A 17885-nucleotide genomic window follows, 5' to 3' on the forward strand; every position below is an offset into this window, starting at 1 on the left:
CGTGTACGTTTAAAGATGCAATTTACCTTTAAACGTACACCTTTCGTTTATTTTTTTGAAAAAGGAGGGAGTCAACCTAATGTACACAATTGGACTCGTACCTTCGCCAGGTGTGGCACGCAAACATGTCGACCGTGCGATACCCAAGATACAAGCCTTACTGCAACAACATATTGATAGCAACACTGAGTGGCATTTCGAAACCAAGGTTGATTTATTAATCGGCTCAGCAGAGGATGTACACGAAAGTATAGACAAAGCTATCGAGTTAAAAAAGCAATATGAATGGGATATCGTTGTGTGTATTACCGACTTACCAAGTATCTCAGGTAACAAAGTTGTAATTAGTGACTTTGACAATGAACAACAGGTTGCCATGTTATCGATGCCTTCATTAGGCTGGGTCAATTTAGAACGCAAATTAGTTAAAAGTATTACCTCATTAATTGAACAGTTGTACTACAATAAGCCTAAATCACATCCGAATGTGTCACTTTTTATCCGTCCGAAAGCGGTAGAGCCTAGTGAGGATGACAGTACAAAACAACGTTATATCAATCCTTTCATCGTATTAGGATGGATTCAACTTATACTAGGATTAACGCGGGCGAATGAACCGTGGAAGAATATCTTTAACTTTAAAAAGATTATTTCCGTAGCATTTGCGACAGGAACTTATGTATCTATCTTCTCAATGCCATGGGAATTAAGTGTGCAATATTCTATTTATCGTTTTATTGTGTTAATGATGATTGCTGTTATTGGTATGGCAGGTTGGTTACTTTATGCGCACCAACTATTTGAACGTAAAACATCGAAATCTCAACGTGTCTATCGCTATATCTACAATGCTACGACAATGCTTACATTAATCGTAATTACATTGATGAACTATGTCATTTTATATGTCTTATTATCAATTAGTATTTCATTATTTGTACCTGTAAGCTTATTTAATAATTGGACAAGTGCGAACCCAGATTTTACTATTCGAAATTATTTAAGACTACTATGGTTTGTATCATCATTAGGTTTATTAGCTGGAGCGATGGGGTCTACAGTCGAAGACGAAGAAAAAATTCGACGTATTACGTATTCTTATCGTCAGTACCATCGTTATAAAGAAGTGGAACAAGAACAACAAGAAGAGGAAGAAAAACAACAATCTGCGTCTCAAGATGAGTCGCAACAACAAGTAGAACAATCCGCTTCAAATAATGAAGATAAAGATGAAGAACAATACGAAGGTAAGAAACAAGATCACAGAGAGGAGGATAATTCATGAGTAACAAAGATGAAAAAGTGATTGGTTTAGTAGTTGCTCCGGGCGTTACTGAAACGTTAGGCAAAAGTTTAATAGATGATTTACCAAACATCTTGTCGCAACAACCTAACAACCAACACAATTGGAAAATCGATCTCGTGGTTGATCCTCTGACTGGTTTCGCAGAATCTGTAGAAGAAATCTTCAAGAAAATTCATGATTATCATGATGAGAGACAATGGGATTATGTAGTAGGGCTTACCGATTTACCTATGTTTTATCAGCAACATGTACTCGCTTTAGATATTAACAAAAAGAACGGGGCAGCCATTTTTTCATATCCAGCATTTGGCTGGCGACCAGTTAAGAATCGTTTTAAAAATGCTATTGTCTCTATTATTAATGAAGTACATCGTTCAGAAGAACAAAACAAATCATACGATGATGATAATAGTATTCAACACATGTTGGGTAAGCAGTTTCCTTTTTCAAATATTAAAAAGACAGAAGTTTATTTAGATGAAACAGAAACGAAGCATTTACGTTATTTATCTAACTCACGTACCACAGGTATGTTGCGTTTAGTCAGTGGTATGACTTTTGCGAACAATCCATTAAACATGATGGCAAGTTTAAGCAATATCGTTGCGATTGCTTTTACTACGGGCGCCTTTGGTTTGATATTTACAACTATGTGGCAAATGAGTATGGAATTCTCAATGTGGCGCCTCTTTGGCATATCAATCATTGCGGTGTTAGGTATGTTGATATGGATTATGTTATCCCATGATTTATGGGAACCTGTAAAGAAAGGTAAGAATAAACGTATTACGTGGTTATACAATTTAACAACTGTTATGACGTTATTGATTGCTATTATTATTTATTATATTATCTTGTATTTATTATTCTTAATTGCAGAACTCGTGCTATTACCGGCTAATTTCTTAGGCCAGCAAATAGGATTGAAAGGACCTGCAGGTATAGATTTATATCTTAGTATTCCGTGGTTCGCTGCTTCAATTTCTACTGTTGCAGGTGCAATTGGCGCTGGTCTATTGAATGATCAACTCATTAAAGAAAGTACGTATGGTTATCGTCAACAAATGCGTTATAATGATAGAAATCAATAAGCATTTAGTAGGATTAGGTTTGCTAAAGCCAGTGGAAGTGTCAGTGCTTCAATTGGCTTTATTTTTTATAATTATTTTTCGAGAAAATAATTATAGAAAATTTCAAAAAAGTCATTTAAAATTAAGCGTAAATACTATGTGTGTATACATTAAAAATAGAAAAACCTTATTTCACACTCATCATTGTTATTACTCTCATCAAGAAGTGAAAGGAAGGTCATTTATGAAATATTGTCCTCAATGTGGAAGTCAACTCAACGCTAATCAACGTTTCTGTAACAAATGCGGTCATGATATCAAAGCATTTGAACAGTATCGGGATAGCGGAATTTATTTCCAACCTCAATCACCAGAACCACCACAACTACAGCGTAAAGTTTGGCCGTGGGTTGTTATAGGTGCGCTTATAATTGCTATTATCATAGCAAGCTGTCTTACATATTATTTCTTCTTTATTAAAGACGACCATCAAACGTCAAATGAGTCTACTACTACACAACATACTTCAAAAACTGAAAAACAAAAAGATGAACAAAAATCATCCAATGACCATAAAAAATCTGAAAAACATGAATCAGAAAAAGATAAAGAAAATAAAGTTAAATCTCCAAAAATTGATGTCATGAGTGAAGATTTTGAAAGAACATATATGCAAAGTAATAATCTAGGTGGATATATGGGTATTCGCAAAGGTATGACACGTTCAGAAGTTGAAAAACTTGTCGGAAAATCTACCGGTACTTTAAAAGTAGATGGCTTTAAATGGGAGTCTACAAAGTATGGTAATTTAACCGTGGATTATGATACGAAAGGCGAGGATGGTAAAGTCATAGCAGTTGGTGTTTCTCCAGATCATGTCACTACAAGTGAATTTCTTGATCGTTATCCTGCTTACGACGATTACAGTGGTTCAGAAATTGTTTATAACAACTTTAAAGGTAATGGTTATTTAGTCGCTGTTGATATTGATCACGGATATATCGCTAAAATTCAATGTCTTGCTGAATAAATAATAGCGTATCTATTTTAATTCACTCATATTCAAATTTCACAAGCAACTTAGTCCTTCAATCATGAAAAGTGAAAGGTAGATGAATATATGAAATATTGTCCTCAATGTGGTAGCCCGTTAAAAGAAAATCAACATTTTTGTAATCGATGTGGATGTGATATCCAAAACTTTAAATACGGCTATACTCAAGAAAATCATTATTTTCCACAAGAGCCGAAGCGGAAACGTCATATTTGGCCGTTTGTGGTTATCGCTATACTTGTTATAGCGATTATAGTAAGTAGTTGCTTCACGTATTATCACTTTTTCTTAAAAGGGAATGAACAAGCACAAAGTAAACCAACTACTACTCAACACGTTGCCAAAGAAGAAGAGAAACAAGGTGAGCATAAAATTTCAAACGACCCTAAAAAAGCTGAAAAACAAAGAGCCGAACAAGAAAAAGAAGAGAAAACAGATAAAGATAATGCACCACAACCACCTAAAATTGACGTCCTATCAGATGACTTTCAAACAACATATATGCAAAAGAACAATATAGATTCATTTATGGGGATAAAAATAGGGATGACTAAAGACTAAGTAGAAAAACGTTTTGGAAAAGGAAAAATAATGCCTCATATTAATGGTTTTGATGATGATTATATAAAATATGGTAATATAGCTGTCATTTATAATCCAAGAACTCATGATAATACAGTATGGGGTATAGCTATAGCTCCAGATAATGTAAGTGAAAAAGAATTTATACGTAAATATAATAATTACGATCAACACTCAGCTTCAGGCCAGTATATTTACAACAATGTCAAAAATAACGGTTTTGAAATTTTAGTAACTCCAGAGAATGGTAAAGTTGTATTAGTAGAGTGTATTCCAGAATATTAAAAATTAGAAACCACTTTAGGTTAAGGCTAAAGTGGTTTTTGTTTATCTATCATTTCTTCTTTATCAAAGATACTCCCTAAATTCCCTTGACTTTCTACGCAAAACTCGATAAAGTATTAACATATTATTCTGACAATTCCGATAGGTATTAGATAAATAAATTTGTGAACACTGAGGGGGGACCATAAGTTTATGTCAGTACCGAAGATTACATATGAGAGCTTTAATGGCGATCCATTTATTGACTCTATTTCCACAGATGACGCTACAAAGGGCGTTTACGAAATTTTAGAATGGGCATACCGCACATATGGTGACTCTATTGTTTATTCATGTAGTTTCGGAGCAGAGAGTATGGTGCTTATTAATTTGATTTCACAAATTAAACCAGATGCTCAAATTGTATTTTTAGATACTAATCTACATTTTCAAGAGACGTATGATTTAATTGATAGAGTGAAAGAACGCTTTCCACAACTTCGTATTGAAATGAAACAACCGGATTTAACACTTGAAGAACAAGCGGAGAAATATAATCCAGCACTTTGGAAGAATAATCCTAACCAATGTTGTTACATTAGAAAGATTAAACCGTTAGAAGAGGTTTTAGGTGGCGCAGTTGCTTGGATCTCAGGGCTACGTCGTGACCAATCTCCTACACGTGCACATACTAATTTCATTAATAAAGATGAGCGTTTTAAATCAATTAAAGTTTGTCCATTAATTTATTGGACTGAAGATGAAGTTTGGGATTATATCAAAGCGCATGATTTACCATACAACGAATTACATGATCAACATTATCCAAGTATTGGTTGTATTCCATGTACTGCACCTGTTTTTGATTCTGAAGATTCTCGTACAGGTCGTTGGTCTAATTTTGAAAAGACTGAATGTGGTCTTCACGTTGCAGATAAACCTTAATCATTAAGGTGAAAATTTTTTAAGTATAAAGCCTAGTGTTTTGGTAGGTTTTTGGGAACAAAAATATATCCGAATTTTATTGTAAATCCGGATATATTTCTTACATAATAAAGATAGTATTTAAAATAATTTTGAATTGAACTTTTACGGAACAAGAGGTGGATAACATTGAATTTAAGTGTCACAAATAGTCCTTTTACAGAAGGTCAAGCCACACAAATTAATGAATTACTACAGACGCTTACACCAGAGCAAAAAGTATGGTTAAGTGGTTACTTAGTTGCGAATCAACAGTTTACAGCGAATGGTGCGCCAGCTCAATCTCAAACTGCGGCATCAAATCAAGCAACAGCTCAAGGCGAACTATCTGCCAACACAGAAGCGATGTTGCAAGACAAAGAACCTGCTATTACACCAGAGAAACGTAGTATCACATTACTTTATGGTTCAGAAACAGGTAATGCGCAAGGTTTGGCAGAAATCTTTGAAGAACGTTTATCAAACATTGGTCATAACGTTACTTTAAAAGCAATGGATGAATTTAAACCTAAAAATCTTAAAAATGTTGAAGACTTATTTATTATTACATCTACACAAGGTGAAGGGGATCCACCAGATAACGCAGCTGAACTTCATGAGTTCCTTCATGGGCGCAAAGCACCGAAGCTTGAAGGCGTGCGCTTCTCTGTATTAGCGCTTGGTGATCAAACTTATGAATTCTTCTGTCAAACAGGTCGTGACTTTGATAGAAAGCTTGGCGAATTAGGTGCTGAAAGAATTTATGATCGTGTAGACTGCGATGTTGATTATGAAGAAGACGCTGAAAAGTGGATGGCTAACGTTATTAATGCTATCGATACAGCACCAGACGGCACACAAAATGAACAAGTTGTAAGTGAATCTATTAAATCGGCAAAAGAGAAGAAATTCTCAAAATCAAATCCGTATCAAGCAGAAGTATTAGAAAATATTAACTTAAATGGTCGAGGTTCTAATAAAGAAACACGTCATATTGAATTCTTATTAGATAACTTTGGTGAAGAATATGAAGTAGGGGATTGTTTAGTCGTCTTACCACAAAACGATCCAGCTTTAGTTGATTTACTTATCAGTACATTAGGCTGGGACCCAGAAGACCAAGTACAAATTTCTGATGAAGGTGATACTTTATCACTTGAAGATGCCTTAACAACTCATTTTGAAATCACAAAATTAACCAAACCACTACTTATTAATGCAGCTACATTATTTGATAATGATGAGTTAAAAGAAAAAGTAGAAGATAACGAATGGGTTCAAAGTTATATCGAAGGTCGTGACTTAATCGACTTATTAAATGATTTCGATACAACAGAATTACAACCAGAAAATCTATATCAATTACTTAGAAAATTACCACCAAGAGAATACTCAATTTCAAGTAGTTATAAAGCTTTGCCAGATGAAGTACATATTACAGTAGGTGCTGTGAGATACAATGCGCATGGCCGTGATCGCTCGGGCGTATGTTCTGTACAATTCGCTGAACGTATTCAACCAGGCGATACAGTACCGATTTATTTAAAACGTAATCCAAACTTTAAGTTCCCAACAGATGGTGACACACCAGTGATTATGATTGGTCCTGGTACAGGTGTTGCGCCATTTAGAGCTTATATGCAAGAACGCGAAGAAAATGGCTATAAAGGCAATACTTGGTTATTCTTTGGCGATCAGCACTTTACAACTGATTTCTTATATCAAACTGAATGGCAAGAATGGTTGAAAGACGGTACATTAGGCAAGATGGATGTCGCATTCTCACGCGATACAGATGAAAAAGTTTATGTGCAACATCGTATTTCAGAACATAGTGCACAGTTTAATGAATGGCTACAAAATGGCGCTTCAATTTATATTTGTGGCGATGAAAAAAACATGGCTAAAGACGTACATCAAGCGATTCGCAACGTCTTAATTAAAGAACAAAACTTATCTGAAGAAGACGCTGAAGCATATCTTAAACAAATGAAAAAAGAAAAACGTTATCAACGTGATGTGTACTAAAGAAGGGGTGGTATTTAATGGCTAAAACTAATAAGCAATTATCTGATGAATTAAACCAAAAGCTTGATGCCTTAGAATATCTCAAAGACGATAGTAATTATTTACGTGGAACGATTGAACAAGGCTTAGCAGATCCTTTAACTGGTGCTATTTCTGACGATGATACGAAATTATTAAAGTTCCATGGTAGCTATCAACAAGACGATAGAGATATACGTGACGAACGTCGTAAACAGAAGCTTGAACCGGCATACAGCTTTATGATTCGTGTTCGTCTACCAGGAGGTAAAGCGACACCGGAACAATGGTTAGCAATGGATGACATTTCAGAGCGTTATGGCAATCAAACGTTGAAATTAACGACACGTCAAACGTTCCAATTCCATGGTATTTTAAAACGTAATTTAAAAACTTCAATGCAAAAGATTAATGAAGCAGTACTTGATACAATTGCAGCGTGTGGGGACGTCAATCGTAATACGATGTGTAACCCTAACCCATATCAATCAAGTATTCATAAAGAAATTAATGATTATGCGACAGCAATTAGTGATCATTTATTACCTAAAACAAATGCTTATCATGAAATTTGGTTAGATGGAGAGAAAGTTTTAGATTCAGCTGAAGAAGTGGAACCAATGTACGGTAAGAAATATTTACCACGTAAATTTAAAATTGGTATCGCAGTTCCACCTTCAAATGACATTGACGTCTACTCTCAAGATATTGGTCTTATCGCTATTGTTGAGAACGAAGAACTTATCGGATTCAATGTCACAATTGGTGGCGGTATGGGTATGACGCATGGTAATCCTGATACGTATCCTCAAGTAGGACGCTTAGCTGGATTTATCCCTAAAGATAAAGCTGTTGACGTTTGTGAGAAAATTTTAACGATTCAACGTGACTACGGTAACCGTGAGAATCGTAAAAATGCACGTTTCAAATATACTGTGGACCGCTTAGGTGTAGAAAAGGTAGTTGAAGAACTTAATTCACGCTTAGGATGGGACATTGAAGAGGCACGTGACTTTGAATTTGAACATAACGGCGACCGTTTAGGTTGGATTGAAGGCGAAGAAGGCGTTTGGAATTATGCGCTATTTATTCAAAATGGACGCGTCAAAGATACCGAAGATTATCAATTAAAAACGGCATTGCGAAAAATCGCAGAAACACATACGGGCGACTTCAGATTATCTCCAAACCAAAATTTAATTATTGCAAATGTAACTTCTGAGAAAAAAGAAGAAATCCAAAGTCTTATTGACCAATATGGTTTAACAGATGGCAAGAATTATACAGGCTTACGACGTAATTCAATGGCTTGTGTAGCCTTTCCAACATGTGGCTTAGCCATGGCAGAATCAGAACGTTACCTACCATCATTAATTACTAAGATTGAAGATTTATTGGATGAAGCGGGTCTTAATGATGAGGAAATTACGATTCGTATGACAGGTTGTCCAAATGGCTGTGCTAGACCAGCACTTGCTGAAATTGCATTTATCGGTAAAGCGCCTGGTAAATACAACATGTATTTAGGTGGCGGTTTTAAAGGTGAACGCTTAAATAAATTGTATAAAGAGAATATTGGCGAACAAGAAATTCTTGAAAGCTTACGTCCTATTCTTATTGATTATGGTAAAGAACGCCTTGAAGGTGAACATTTCGGCGACTTCGTGATTCGCTCTGGTGTAGTAGCTAAGGTTCATGGTGGCCAAGATTTCCATAGTTAATTTTCAAAAAAAGAAAAAACGGGGGGTGACAGGATGGGAAATGTTTATCTAGTAGGCGCAGGACCTGGTGATCCTGATTTATTGACGATTAAAGGTATGAAGGCGATTCAAGCGGCAGACGTGATTCTGTATGATCGTTTAGTGAACAAAGAAATCTTAGAATTAGCGAAACCATCAACGAAATTCTTCTATTGTGGTAAAGACCCGAATAAATATTCCTTACCGCAAGAGGAAACGAATCGAATGTTAGTCAGTTTAGCTAAGAAAGGACATACGATTACGCGTCTAAAAGGGGGCGACCCGTTTGTCTTCGGTCGTGGTGGTGAAGAAGCGGAAATCTTAGCGCAACACCAAATCCCGTTTGAAATCGTCCCCGGTATCACATCAGGTATTGCAGCACCAGCATATGCGGGCATTCCAGTTACGCATAGAGATTATAGCTCTTCCGTGGCGTTTGTCACGGCGGTGAATAAGCCTGGTATGTCGAAGGAAGCGTACTGGGAACATCTTGCACATGGACCAGAAACATTATGCGTTTATATGGGTGTGAAACGTTTACCTGAAATTTGTGAATTGCTTATCCGTCATGGTAAATCGATAGATACACCTGTTGCGTTAGTACATTTAGGAACGACTACTTCCCAGAAGACTGTTACCGGCACATTAGGCACCATCGTCGAACAAGCATCTTCAATCAAGAATCCGGCGATGATTGTGATTGGCGATGTAGTGCAAATGAGACAGAAGATTAGCTGGTTTAAAGAACAAGTTGCTGAATTAGAAATGACCTTACCTTAGTTATAATGTAGGTAAGTAAATCGGCATAGAGGCGAAGTGAATGGGGGAAACAGTATGAATAGTATGCCACTCATGATTGATTTAACTGATAAACATATTGTTATTGTTGGTGGCGGAAAAGTTGCAACAAGACGGGCCACTACATTAATAGCGTATTGTCCTAATATTCATATTGTGAGTCCTTCACTTACACCAGCCTTACATACTTTAGTGACTGAAGATCGCATTTCATGGAGTAAGAAAGCCTTTGAACCAAGCGACTTAGAGGGCGCTTACCTTGTAGTCGTTGCGACAAATGAGCCTAAAGTGAACACCCAAGTGAAAGAAAGTTTGCCTAAAGGCGTCTTACTTAATCATGCAGCAGACGCACAGGCAGGAGATGTCACATTTCCTAGTATTTTAAAACGTGGACGACTGACGATGAGTGTTTCAACGAACGGCGCAAGTCCTAAACTAGGGGCGCACATCATCTCTACATTAAGTGAGATGTACGATGAACGTTATGACACCTATATAGAATTTTTGTATCAAAGCAGACAGCGCATTAAAGCTTTATCAATTGAGCCATCTGAAAAACAAAACTTATTACAACAGATATTATCTGAAACATATTTAAACGAAGATCAGCAACGAGAATTCATGCGATGGCTCCAATCACAAGTTTAATATGAAGAGGCGTGTGATATATGAGGAAATTATTTATATTTGCATTAGCTGGATTTTTAGCCCAACTTGTTGATGGATCACTCGGAATGGGTTTCGGGGCCTCATCATCATCTATTTTGTTAACGTATGGTATTGCACCTGCGATTGTATCAGCCACTGTGCACTTTTCTGAAATTGCAACGACAGCAGCTTCAGGGACATCGCATTGGAAATTTGAAAATGTACATAAACCGACCATGTTAAAGCTAGCGATTCCTGGTGCAATCAGTGGGTTCATTGGCGCTGCATTATTGACGCGAATACATGGCGACTATATCAAACCATATATCGCTCTATTTTTACTTTCAATGGGAATTTATATTTTATATCAATTCCTCATTAAACGACATAAGGAACTTCACACGCATGTTGGAAAGTTAAGTAGTGCAAAACTTGTGCCACAAGGCGCTATCGCTGGTATTTTAGATGCCATTGGTGGTGGCGGATGGGGACCTGTCAATACACCTTTATTATTGGCAAGTCATAAGATTCAACCGCGTTATGCTATTGGTACCGTGTCAGCGAGTGAGTTTTTCGTTACATTGTCAACATCGTTAAGTTTTATTCTCTTTTTAGGGATCACACAAATTAATTGGTGGTTTGTCATCGCGTTAAGTGTTGGCGGTATGTTAGCAGCACCTATTTCTGCGTATCTTACTAAAATATTACCAATTAATATTTTAGCTATTTGTGTAGGTGGGTTAATCATTTTCACAAATAGTAATGCATTGCTAAAATACTTTGATAGTGATGCCACAATAACTAATATTATTAGATTCGCAATTATTTGTGCGATTGTGATTTTAGTGATTATCACACTTATTCGCAACAAAAAATTGTCTTTTTCTTATAAGTAAAACCGAGTAAACTAATCAATTTAATTAGAAAAGGGGTTATGAAATTATGGCAGCAAATGAAACAATTAATAATTATACAATCCAACCACATGGTGGTGAATTAATTAATCGTGTAGTTGAAGGTGCAGAAAGAGAAACTTTAATCGAAGCTGCAAAGTCTTTCAAGAAGATTACGTTAAACCCATGGGCAATTTCTGATTTAGAATTAATTGGTATTGGCGGTTTCAGTCCATTAACTGGTTTCATGGGCGAAGCGGATTACACTAAAGTTGTTGAAGACACACATCTTGAGAATGGTTTAGTATGGAGTATTCCAATCACATTGCCAGTAACTGAAGATGAAGCAGCCAAATTAGAAGTTGGCGATGACGTGGCGCTTTACGGGGAAGATGGCGAATTATACGGTACGTTAAAACTTGAAGGTATGACAAAGAAAAAGAAGCGCAAAATGTTTATGGTACAACTGACGAAGCACATCCTGGTGTTAAAAAAGTTTATGACAAAGGTAACGTTTATTTAGCTGGTCCTATTCAATTAGTGAATCGTCCGAAACATGATGAATTCTCAGATTATCATTTAGATCCAGCTGAAACACGTCAATTATTCCATGATCTTGGCTGGAAAACAGTTGTAGGTTTTCAAACACGTAACCCTGTTCACCGTGCACATGAATATATTCAAAAATCAGCGTTAGAAATTGTAGATGGATTATTATTAAATCCATTAGTAGGTGAAACAAAAGCGGATGATATTCCAGCAGATGTACGTATGGAAAGTTATCAAGCGATTCTTAAAAATTACTTCCCGAAAGATAGAGCACGCTTAGTGATTTATCCAGCAGCAATGCGTTATGCAGGACCACGTGAAGCCATCTTACATGCGACAGTCCGTAAAAATTATGGTTGTACACATTTCATCGTCGGCCGTGACCATGCAGGTGTAGGCGATTACTATGGTACGTACGAAGCTCAAGAACTTATCTCTCAATTTGAAGATGAATTAGATATTCAAATCTTGAAATTTGAACATGCTTTTTATTGTGAAAAATGTGGCAACATGGCTACAGCTAAAACATGCCCACATGATGCATCAGAACATGTTCATTTAAGCGGTACAAAAGTAAGAGAAAAATTACGTAATGGTGAATCATTACCAACTAAATTCTCAAGACCAGAAGTAGCAGAAGTATTAATTAGAGGTTTGAAACAACAATAAGTGGAGGGAAAAGCATGAGTCAATCAAGTAATATTACATGGCACGATTCTGAAGTAACGAAAGCAGAAAGACAACAACAGAATGGTCATAAAAGTGTAGTGATTTGGTTTACAGGTTTATCAGGTTCTGGTAAATCAACCGTTTCAGTTGCACTTGAACAAGCATTATTTGAACAAGGGAAACATGCCTATCGTTTAGACGGCGATAATGTACGTCATGGTTTAAACAAGAATCTAGGATTTAGTCCTGGAGATCGTAAAGAAAACATTCGTCGTATTGGTGAAGTAAGTAAACTCTTAGTAGACGCTGGTACAATTGCGATTACAGCGTTCATCTCTCCATATAGAGAAGACCGTGATGACGTACGCGCTATCTTAGAAGATGACGAATTTATCGAAGTTTATACAGAATGCAGCGTTGAAGAATGTGAGAAAAGAGACCCTAAAGGTCTTTATCAAAAAGCACGTTCAGGCGAAATCAAAGAATTTACTGGTATTAGTGCGCCATATGAAGCACCTAAAAAACCAGAAATTACTATTAATACAGAACAGCAAAGTGTAGAAGAATCTGTAGAAGTGATTCTTAACTACTTAAAAGAGAAACAATATATTTAATTAAATGATTTAAACGCATTATCGACATTAAATGATGTTGATAATACGTTTTTTTAATTATATACAGAACTTATTTTATATTATAAATAAAACTTAATATTTAAAAAGGGTAGATTTGATATAATTGTGTAAACGCTTTCTTTTGATAAATGGGAATATTGGGAGAATGCAACTGAATGAATTTGGGGGGATTTCATGCATGATAATAGTATGTGGTTAACGGTTATGGGGATTTTAATCATAGGGACTATCGTGGGATTATTGATTGCGAAGAAAATCAGTCCAGTAGTAGGTATGATTTTAATTCCAAGTGTTGGGGCATTGATTTTAGGTTATGGCATAGGGGATTTAGTAAAGTTTTTTAACAGTGGTTTAGAATCTGTAATAAACGTAGTCATTATGTTTATCTTTGCTATTATATTCTTCGGCTTGATGACAGATAGTGGCTTATTTAAGCCCATTGTTAAACGCTTGATTTTAATGACAAGAGGTAATGTTGTCATTGTAAGTGTTATTACGGCAGTTATTGGAATGTTTGCACAGTTAGACGGCGCTGGTGCGGTAACTTTTTTACTCTCAATTCCAGCATTATTACCACTATATAAAGCGTTAAACATGAATAAGTATTTATTAATTTTATTACTAGCAATTAGTGCAGCTATTATGAATATGGTACCTTGGGGCGGACCAATGGCACGTGTGGCTTCTGTATTAAAAGTTAAAAGTGTCAATGAATTGTGGTATGGCTTAATACCAGTACAGATTATTGGTTTCATTTTAGTCCTCATGTTCGCGATGTATTTAGGCTTTAGAGAGCAAAAAAGAATTAAAAAGGCTATTGATAAAGGAGAATTAGAACCAACTATTGATATTGATATTCATAAACTTGTGAGAAATTACGAACGTGATCAAGATATTAAATTTCCAGTAAGAGGTCGTGCAGTGAAACATGGTTGGGTCATTTGGGTTAATATGTTGTTGACTGTCTTAGTTATTTTAATGATGTTTACGAATATCGCACCACCAGAATTTGCATTTATGATTGGTGTAGCAGTTGCATTAATTATTAACTTCCCAAATGTAGACGATCAGATGAATCGATTAAAGGCACATGCGCCCAATGCTCTAATGATGGTGGCTGTTATTATTGCGGCGGGTATGTTTTTAGGAGTATTGAATGAAACAGGAATGTTAAAAGCTATCGCAATCAATCTTATTAAAATCATTCCAGATGGGATAGGGCCATATTTACATATTATTGTAGGTATCTTTGGTGTGCCTCTTGATTTATTAACAAGTACAGATGCTTATTATTTCGCATTACTTCCTATAGTAGAACAAACAGCAAGTCAGTTTGGGGTTAATCCAGTTTCTACAGCATATTCAATGGTTATCGGTAATATTGTAGGTACATTCGTAAGTCCATTCTCACCTGCACTTTGGTTAGCAATTGGACTTGCTGAAGCGAATATGGGTACTTATATTAAATATGCTTTTTTTTGGATATGGGGCTTTGCGATAGTCTTGCTTATCATCGCAATGTTAATTGGCACAGTAACAATTTAATAAATATTAATAGGATAAAGCACTGCTTTATCCTATTTTACTGAAATAAAACATCTTTGAAATAATCAGATAAATTACAAGCTTTAGAGAGACACTGTTGAAAAAAAGCATAAACCCACTGGCATGGCTTGGTTATAGAAGTTGTAATAAACTCTGACTTTTTTTACAAACGCCGTCACATTATTATGATTCATTTACAAAGGTTTAACATTGCACACAAACCCTTGTATGTCTGTTAGAGTGTGTCTTGTCGTTAATTAACGAGAAAAAATTCTTAAACATTACTTAAATATGTTAATAAATGTAAATTGCAGGTAGCCACGAGAAAAATCATTTTCAAACAAATCTAGGAGGATATTTAATTATGAAAAAAATCGCTACAGCTACAATCGCAACAGCAGGTATCGCAACTTTCGGACTAGCAAATCACGATGCAGATGCAGCGGAAAACAATAATGGATATAACCCTAACGATCCTTATTCATATAGCTACACTTATACAATTGACCAACAAGGTAACTATCACTATAACTGGCAAGGTAACTGGAGCCCAGCACAAGCGCAACAAGGTGGTCAACAAACTGCAAACAACCAAACTCAAAACTACAATTATAACTACAGCTATAACTATAATAATGGCTACACTCAAAACCAAACTACAAACAATAACACACAATCATATAATACAAACAACAATACTCAATCATATACTGCTAACAACAACGGTGGCGGCTTAGGTTCAAATTATTCAACATCAAACCGCAACGTTCAAGTAATAACTCAAAAAGCCCCAACAACACAATCAGCAAACACATCAAGCAGTAAAGCATTCGCAGGTAAATCAAGCTCAGGCGCTAACCTTTACACAGCTGGCCAATGTACTTACTACGTATACGATAAAGTAGGCGGCTCAATCGGTAGCACATGGGGCAACGCAAATAACTGGGCAAATGCAGCAGCACAAAGCGGTTACACAGTAAACAACACACCTAAAGCAGGCGCTATTATGCAAACAACTCAAGGCGCTTATGGCCACGTTGCATACGTAGAGAACGTAAACAATGACGGCTCAGTTAACGTTTCAGAAATGAACTACAATGGTGGTCCTGGTGTTGTTTCAACACGTACAATCTCAGCTAGCCAAGCAGGTTCATACAACTATATTTCATAATCCGAAGTCAATTTAACCACGATACCTTACAATAGGGTCTCGTGGTTTTCTTTTGTTTTGGAAAAGGCCAAGGCACGTTTTCTCACTTTATGATTGAAGCCGAAACAGAACGGGAAACATATATATAAAGAAATACAACAATATAAATACATGATTGCCTAATGTTGAAAGAAGGTGAGTTAACATGGCACTTGATATCTTTAAATGGATCATATTAATCTTAATTGTTGTTGTAACAATTGGCGTTATTTTTGGATTAATATGGGGTTCATTATTTGAAGAACGTGCTTATGATAAACGTTCTAAAAAAGAGAAAAAGAAAAATTTAGAAAAAAACTTAGACATGGCTAAAGGTCATACAGATGATGAAGAAACTAATGACGATTTAAAAGATGTTTCAACTAAAACTAAAAAACTCAAAGACAATAAATATAAATAAATGAATTGCTCTTGAAAGTAAATTGGATGTTTACTTTCAAGGGTATTTTTATTTGACTATATAATTGATAATCATTATCATTTATAATAAAGTTAATTTTCAAAAATTAGTATAGTTATATACGTTTGGCATATTAAAGTGTTAGAATAAGTATGTTAAAAAAATCACAATAATTTTTAGAATTAGTTAGGAGCTTTCATCATGCTACTATTTGTAGTAGAAATTGCCATCATGATATTGGCCATATTACTAGGACTTAGAACAGCTGGAGCTTTAGGATGTGGCATCTTCGCTATCGTCGCGCAACTTATCATGATATTTGGATTTCAATTACCTCCGGGATCAGCACCTGTTACTGCAGTATTAATCATTTTATCTATTGGTATCGCTGGTGGTACCTTACAAGCTACAGGAGGCATAGATTATCTAGTCTATCTCGCTTCAAAAATTATCGAACGATTTCCTAGATCAATTATCTTTATTGCACCAATCATTGTCTTTCTATTTGTATTTGGCGTAGGAACAGCGAATATTGCCTTATCATTAGAACCAATTATCGCTAAAACAGCAGTAAAAGCGAATATACAGCCTAAACGACCGTTAACGGCTTCAGTACTGACAGCGAACTTAGCATTATTATGTAGTCCTGCAGCTTCTGCGACAGCATATATTATTTCAGTTATGGCAGGCTATGATATTTCAATGGGCAAATATTTAAGTATTGTACTACCAACCGCTATTATTACGATATTACTGTTAAGTGTTTTCTGTACATTTGTAGGACGTAAAACAACAGTAACTGAAAGTGAAATTGCACATACACCTGACGTTGAAGTGGCGCCTTCATTTTCAAAAAAAGTAAAAATTGGTGTTATCGCATTCTTATTATGTGTTGTAGGTATTTTAACATTTGGCATCTTCCCAGATTTAATGCCTACTTTCAAAGTTGATGGCAAAGAAGTAACGCTCACAATGACTGAAATTGTGCAATTCTTTATGTATTTAAGTGTGGCAGTTAACTTATTGCTACAAAAAATTAATACAAGCGATATTTTATCTTCTAATATTACGCAATCAGCCATCGGTGCACTCTTCGCCGTATTAGGACCAGGATGGCTAGGAGCAACTATCTTTAATGCACCTCAAAATTTAAAAATTATCAGAGATGACATTGGTAAAACAATACAATCTGTACCTTGGTTAGTTATTATCTTAGTAGCGGTGGTAGCAATGATTGTTATTTCACAAACAGCTACTGCTTCAATTATGGTGCCGATTGTGATGAGTATGGGCATTCCACCATTGTACTTCATCGCAATGGTCCAAACATTGAACGTTAACTTCGTTATTCCAGCACAACCGACGATCCTCTTTGCGGTTAGCTTAGATGAGACAGGACGAACACGACCGACTAGCTTTATCATCCCAGGCTTCTTCGCCATTGCAATTTCAGTCATCGTCGGATTTACGATGAAAACAATATTAGGATATTAATATAATTAAAAAACTATTAA

At 35.8% G+C, this 17885-nt stretch carries 16 protein-coding genes and 1 pseudogene; all 17 read left to right on the forward strand.

The window, feature by feature from the left end; genetic code table 11:
• Positions 1–79: 79 nt before the first annotated feature.
• The 17 genes and pseudogenes from E2558_RS09895 (at position 80) to E2558_RS09975 (ending at position 17865) form a co-directional block, all read left to right on the forward strand.
• Complete coding sequence (locus tag E2558_RS09895; RefSeq protein ID WP_126565696.1) at positions 80–1285, forward strand: 5,10-methylene-tetrahydrofolate dehydrogenase; 1206 nt, start codon at positions 80–82, stop codon at positions 1283–1285.
• Positions 1282–2397: an MFS transporter gene (locus E2558_RS09900; protein WP_126565695.1), complete on the forward strand. Its 1116-nt coding sequence runs from the start codon at positions 1282–1284 to the stop codon at positions 2395–2397. Before E2558_RS09895 ends, E2558_RS09900 begins: the two co-directional genes overlap by 4 nt.
• A gap of 223 nt (positions 2398–2620) precedes the next feature.
• On the forward strand, positions 2621–3406 hold the full coding sequence (locus E2558_RS09905; RefSeq protein WP_168210244.1) for a zinc-ribbon domain-containing protein: 786 nt from the start codon (positions 2621–2623) through the stop codon (positions 3404–3406).
• Between the two features lie 90 nt (positions 3407–3496).
• On the forward strand, positions 3497–3991 hold the full coding sequence (locus E2558_RS09910) for a zinc ribbon domain-containing protein (protein WP_126565693.1): 495 nt from the start codon (positions 3497–3499) through the stop codon (positions 3989–3991).
• Between the two features lie 30 nt (positions 3992–4021).
• On the forward strand, positions 4022–4297 hold the full coding sequence (locus tag E2558_RS09915) for a hypothetical protein (protein ID WP_126565692.1): 276 nt from the start codon (positions 4022–4024) through the stop codon (positions 4295–4297).
• Positions 4298–4489: 192 nt separating this feature from the next.
• Positions 4490–5221: a phosphoadenylyl-sulfate reductase gene (locus E2558_RS09920; protein WP_126565691.1), complete on the forward strand. Its 732-nt coding sequence runs from the start codon at positions 4490–4492 to the stop codon at positions 5219–5221.
• Positions 5222–5389: 168 nt separating this feature from the next.
• A complete protein-coding gene (locus tag E2558_RS09925; RefSeq protein WP_126565690.1) occupies positions 5390–7267 on the forward strand; it encodes an assimilatory sulfite reductase (NADPH) flavoprotein subunit in 1878 nt (625 codons plus the stop codon).
• A gap of 17 nt (positions 7268–7284) precedes the next feature.
• Positions 7285–9006, forward strand: coding sequence for an assimilatory sulfite reductase (NADPH) hemoprotein subunit (gene cysI, locus E2558_RS09930; protein WP_126565689.1), 1722 nt, complete (start codon positions 7285–7287; stop codon positions 9004–9006).
• Positions 9007–9039: 33 nt separating this feature from the next.
• On the forward strand, positions 9040–9804 hold the full coding sequence (cobA, locus tag E2558_RS09935) for a uroporphyrinogen-III C-methyltransferase (protein ID WP_126565688.1): 765 nt from the start codon (positions 9040–9042) through the stop codon (positions 9802–9804).
• Positions 9805–9858: 54 nt separating this feature from the next.
• Positions 9859–10470, forward strand: a complete 612-nt coding sequence (locus E2558_RS09940; RefSeq protein ID WP_126565687.1) for an NAD(P)-binding protein — start codon at positions 9859–9861, stop codon at positions 10468–10470.
• A 20-nt stretch (positions 10471–10490) separates the two neighbouring features.
• A complete protein-coding gene (locus tag E2558_RS09945; RefSeq protein ID WP_126565686.1) occupies positions 10491–11366 on the forward strand; it encodes a sulfite exporter TauE/SafE family protein in 876 nt (291 codons plus the stop codon).
• Between the two features lie 46 nt (positions 11367–11412).
• Positions 11413–12581 (forward strand): annotated as a pseudogene (sat, locus tag E2558_RS09950) (sulfate adenylyltransferase).
• 14 nt (positions 12582–12595) lie between these two features.
• The gene (gene cysC, locus E2558_RS09955) at positions 12596–13195 is read left to right on the forward strand and encodes an adenylyl-sulfate kinase (protein WP_126565685.1); all 600 of its coding nucleotides are present in this window, start codon (positions 12596–12598) and stop codon (positions 13193–13195) included.
• 195 nt (positions 13196–13390) lie between these two features.
• Complete coding sequence (locus E2558_RS09960) at positions 13391–14761, forward strand: CitMHS family transporter (RefSeq protein ID WP_126565684.1); 1371 nt, start codon at positions 13391–13393, stop codon at positions 14759–14761.
• Positions 14762–15125: 364 nt separating this feature from the next.
• Positions 15126–15932 carry a CHAP domain-containing protein gene (locus E2558_RS09965; protein ID WP_126565683.1) on the forward strand — a complete coding sequence of 269 codons (807 nt, stop codon included), beginning with the start codon at positions 15126–15128 and terminating at the stop codon, positions 15930–15932.
• 184 nt (positions 15933–16116) lie between these two features.
• Entirely contained in the window at positions 16117–16371 is a 255-nt protein-coding gene (locus E2558_RS09970; RefSeq protein ID WP_126565682.1) for a hypothetical protein, read from the forward strand.
• A 201-nt stretch (positions 16372–16572) separates the two neighbouring features.
• Positions 16573–17865, forward strand: coding sequence for an anaerobic C4-dicarboxylate transporter family protein (locus E2558_RS09975; RefSeq protein ID WP_126565681.1), 1293 nt, complete (start codon positions 16573–16575; stop codon positions 17863–17865).
• Positions 17866–17885 lie beyond the last annotated feature (20 nt).

Origin of the sequence: Staphylococcus pragensis, from assembly GCF_004785665.1 — a bacterium.
Classification (GTDB): Bacteria; Bacillota; Bacilli; order Staphylococcales; family Staphylococcaceae; genus Staphylococcus; species Staphylococcus pragensis.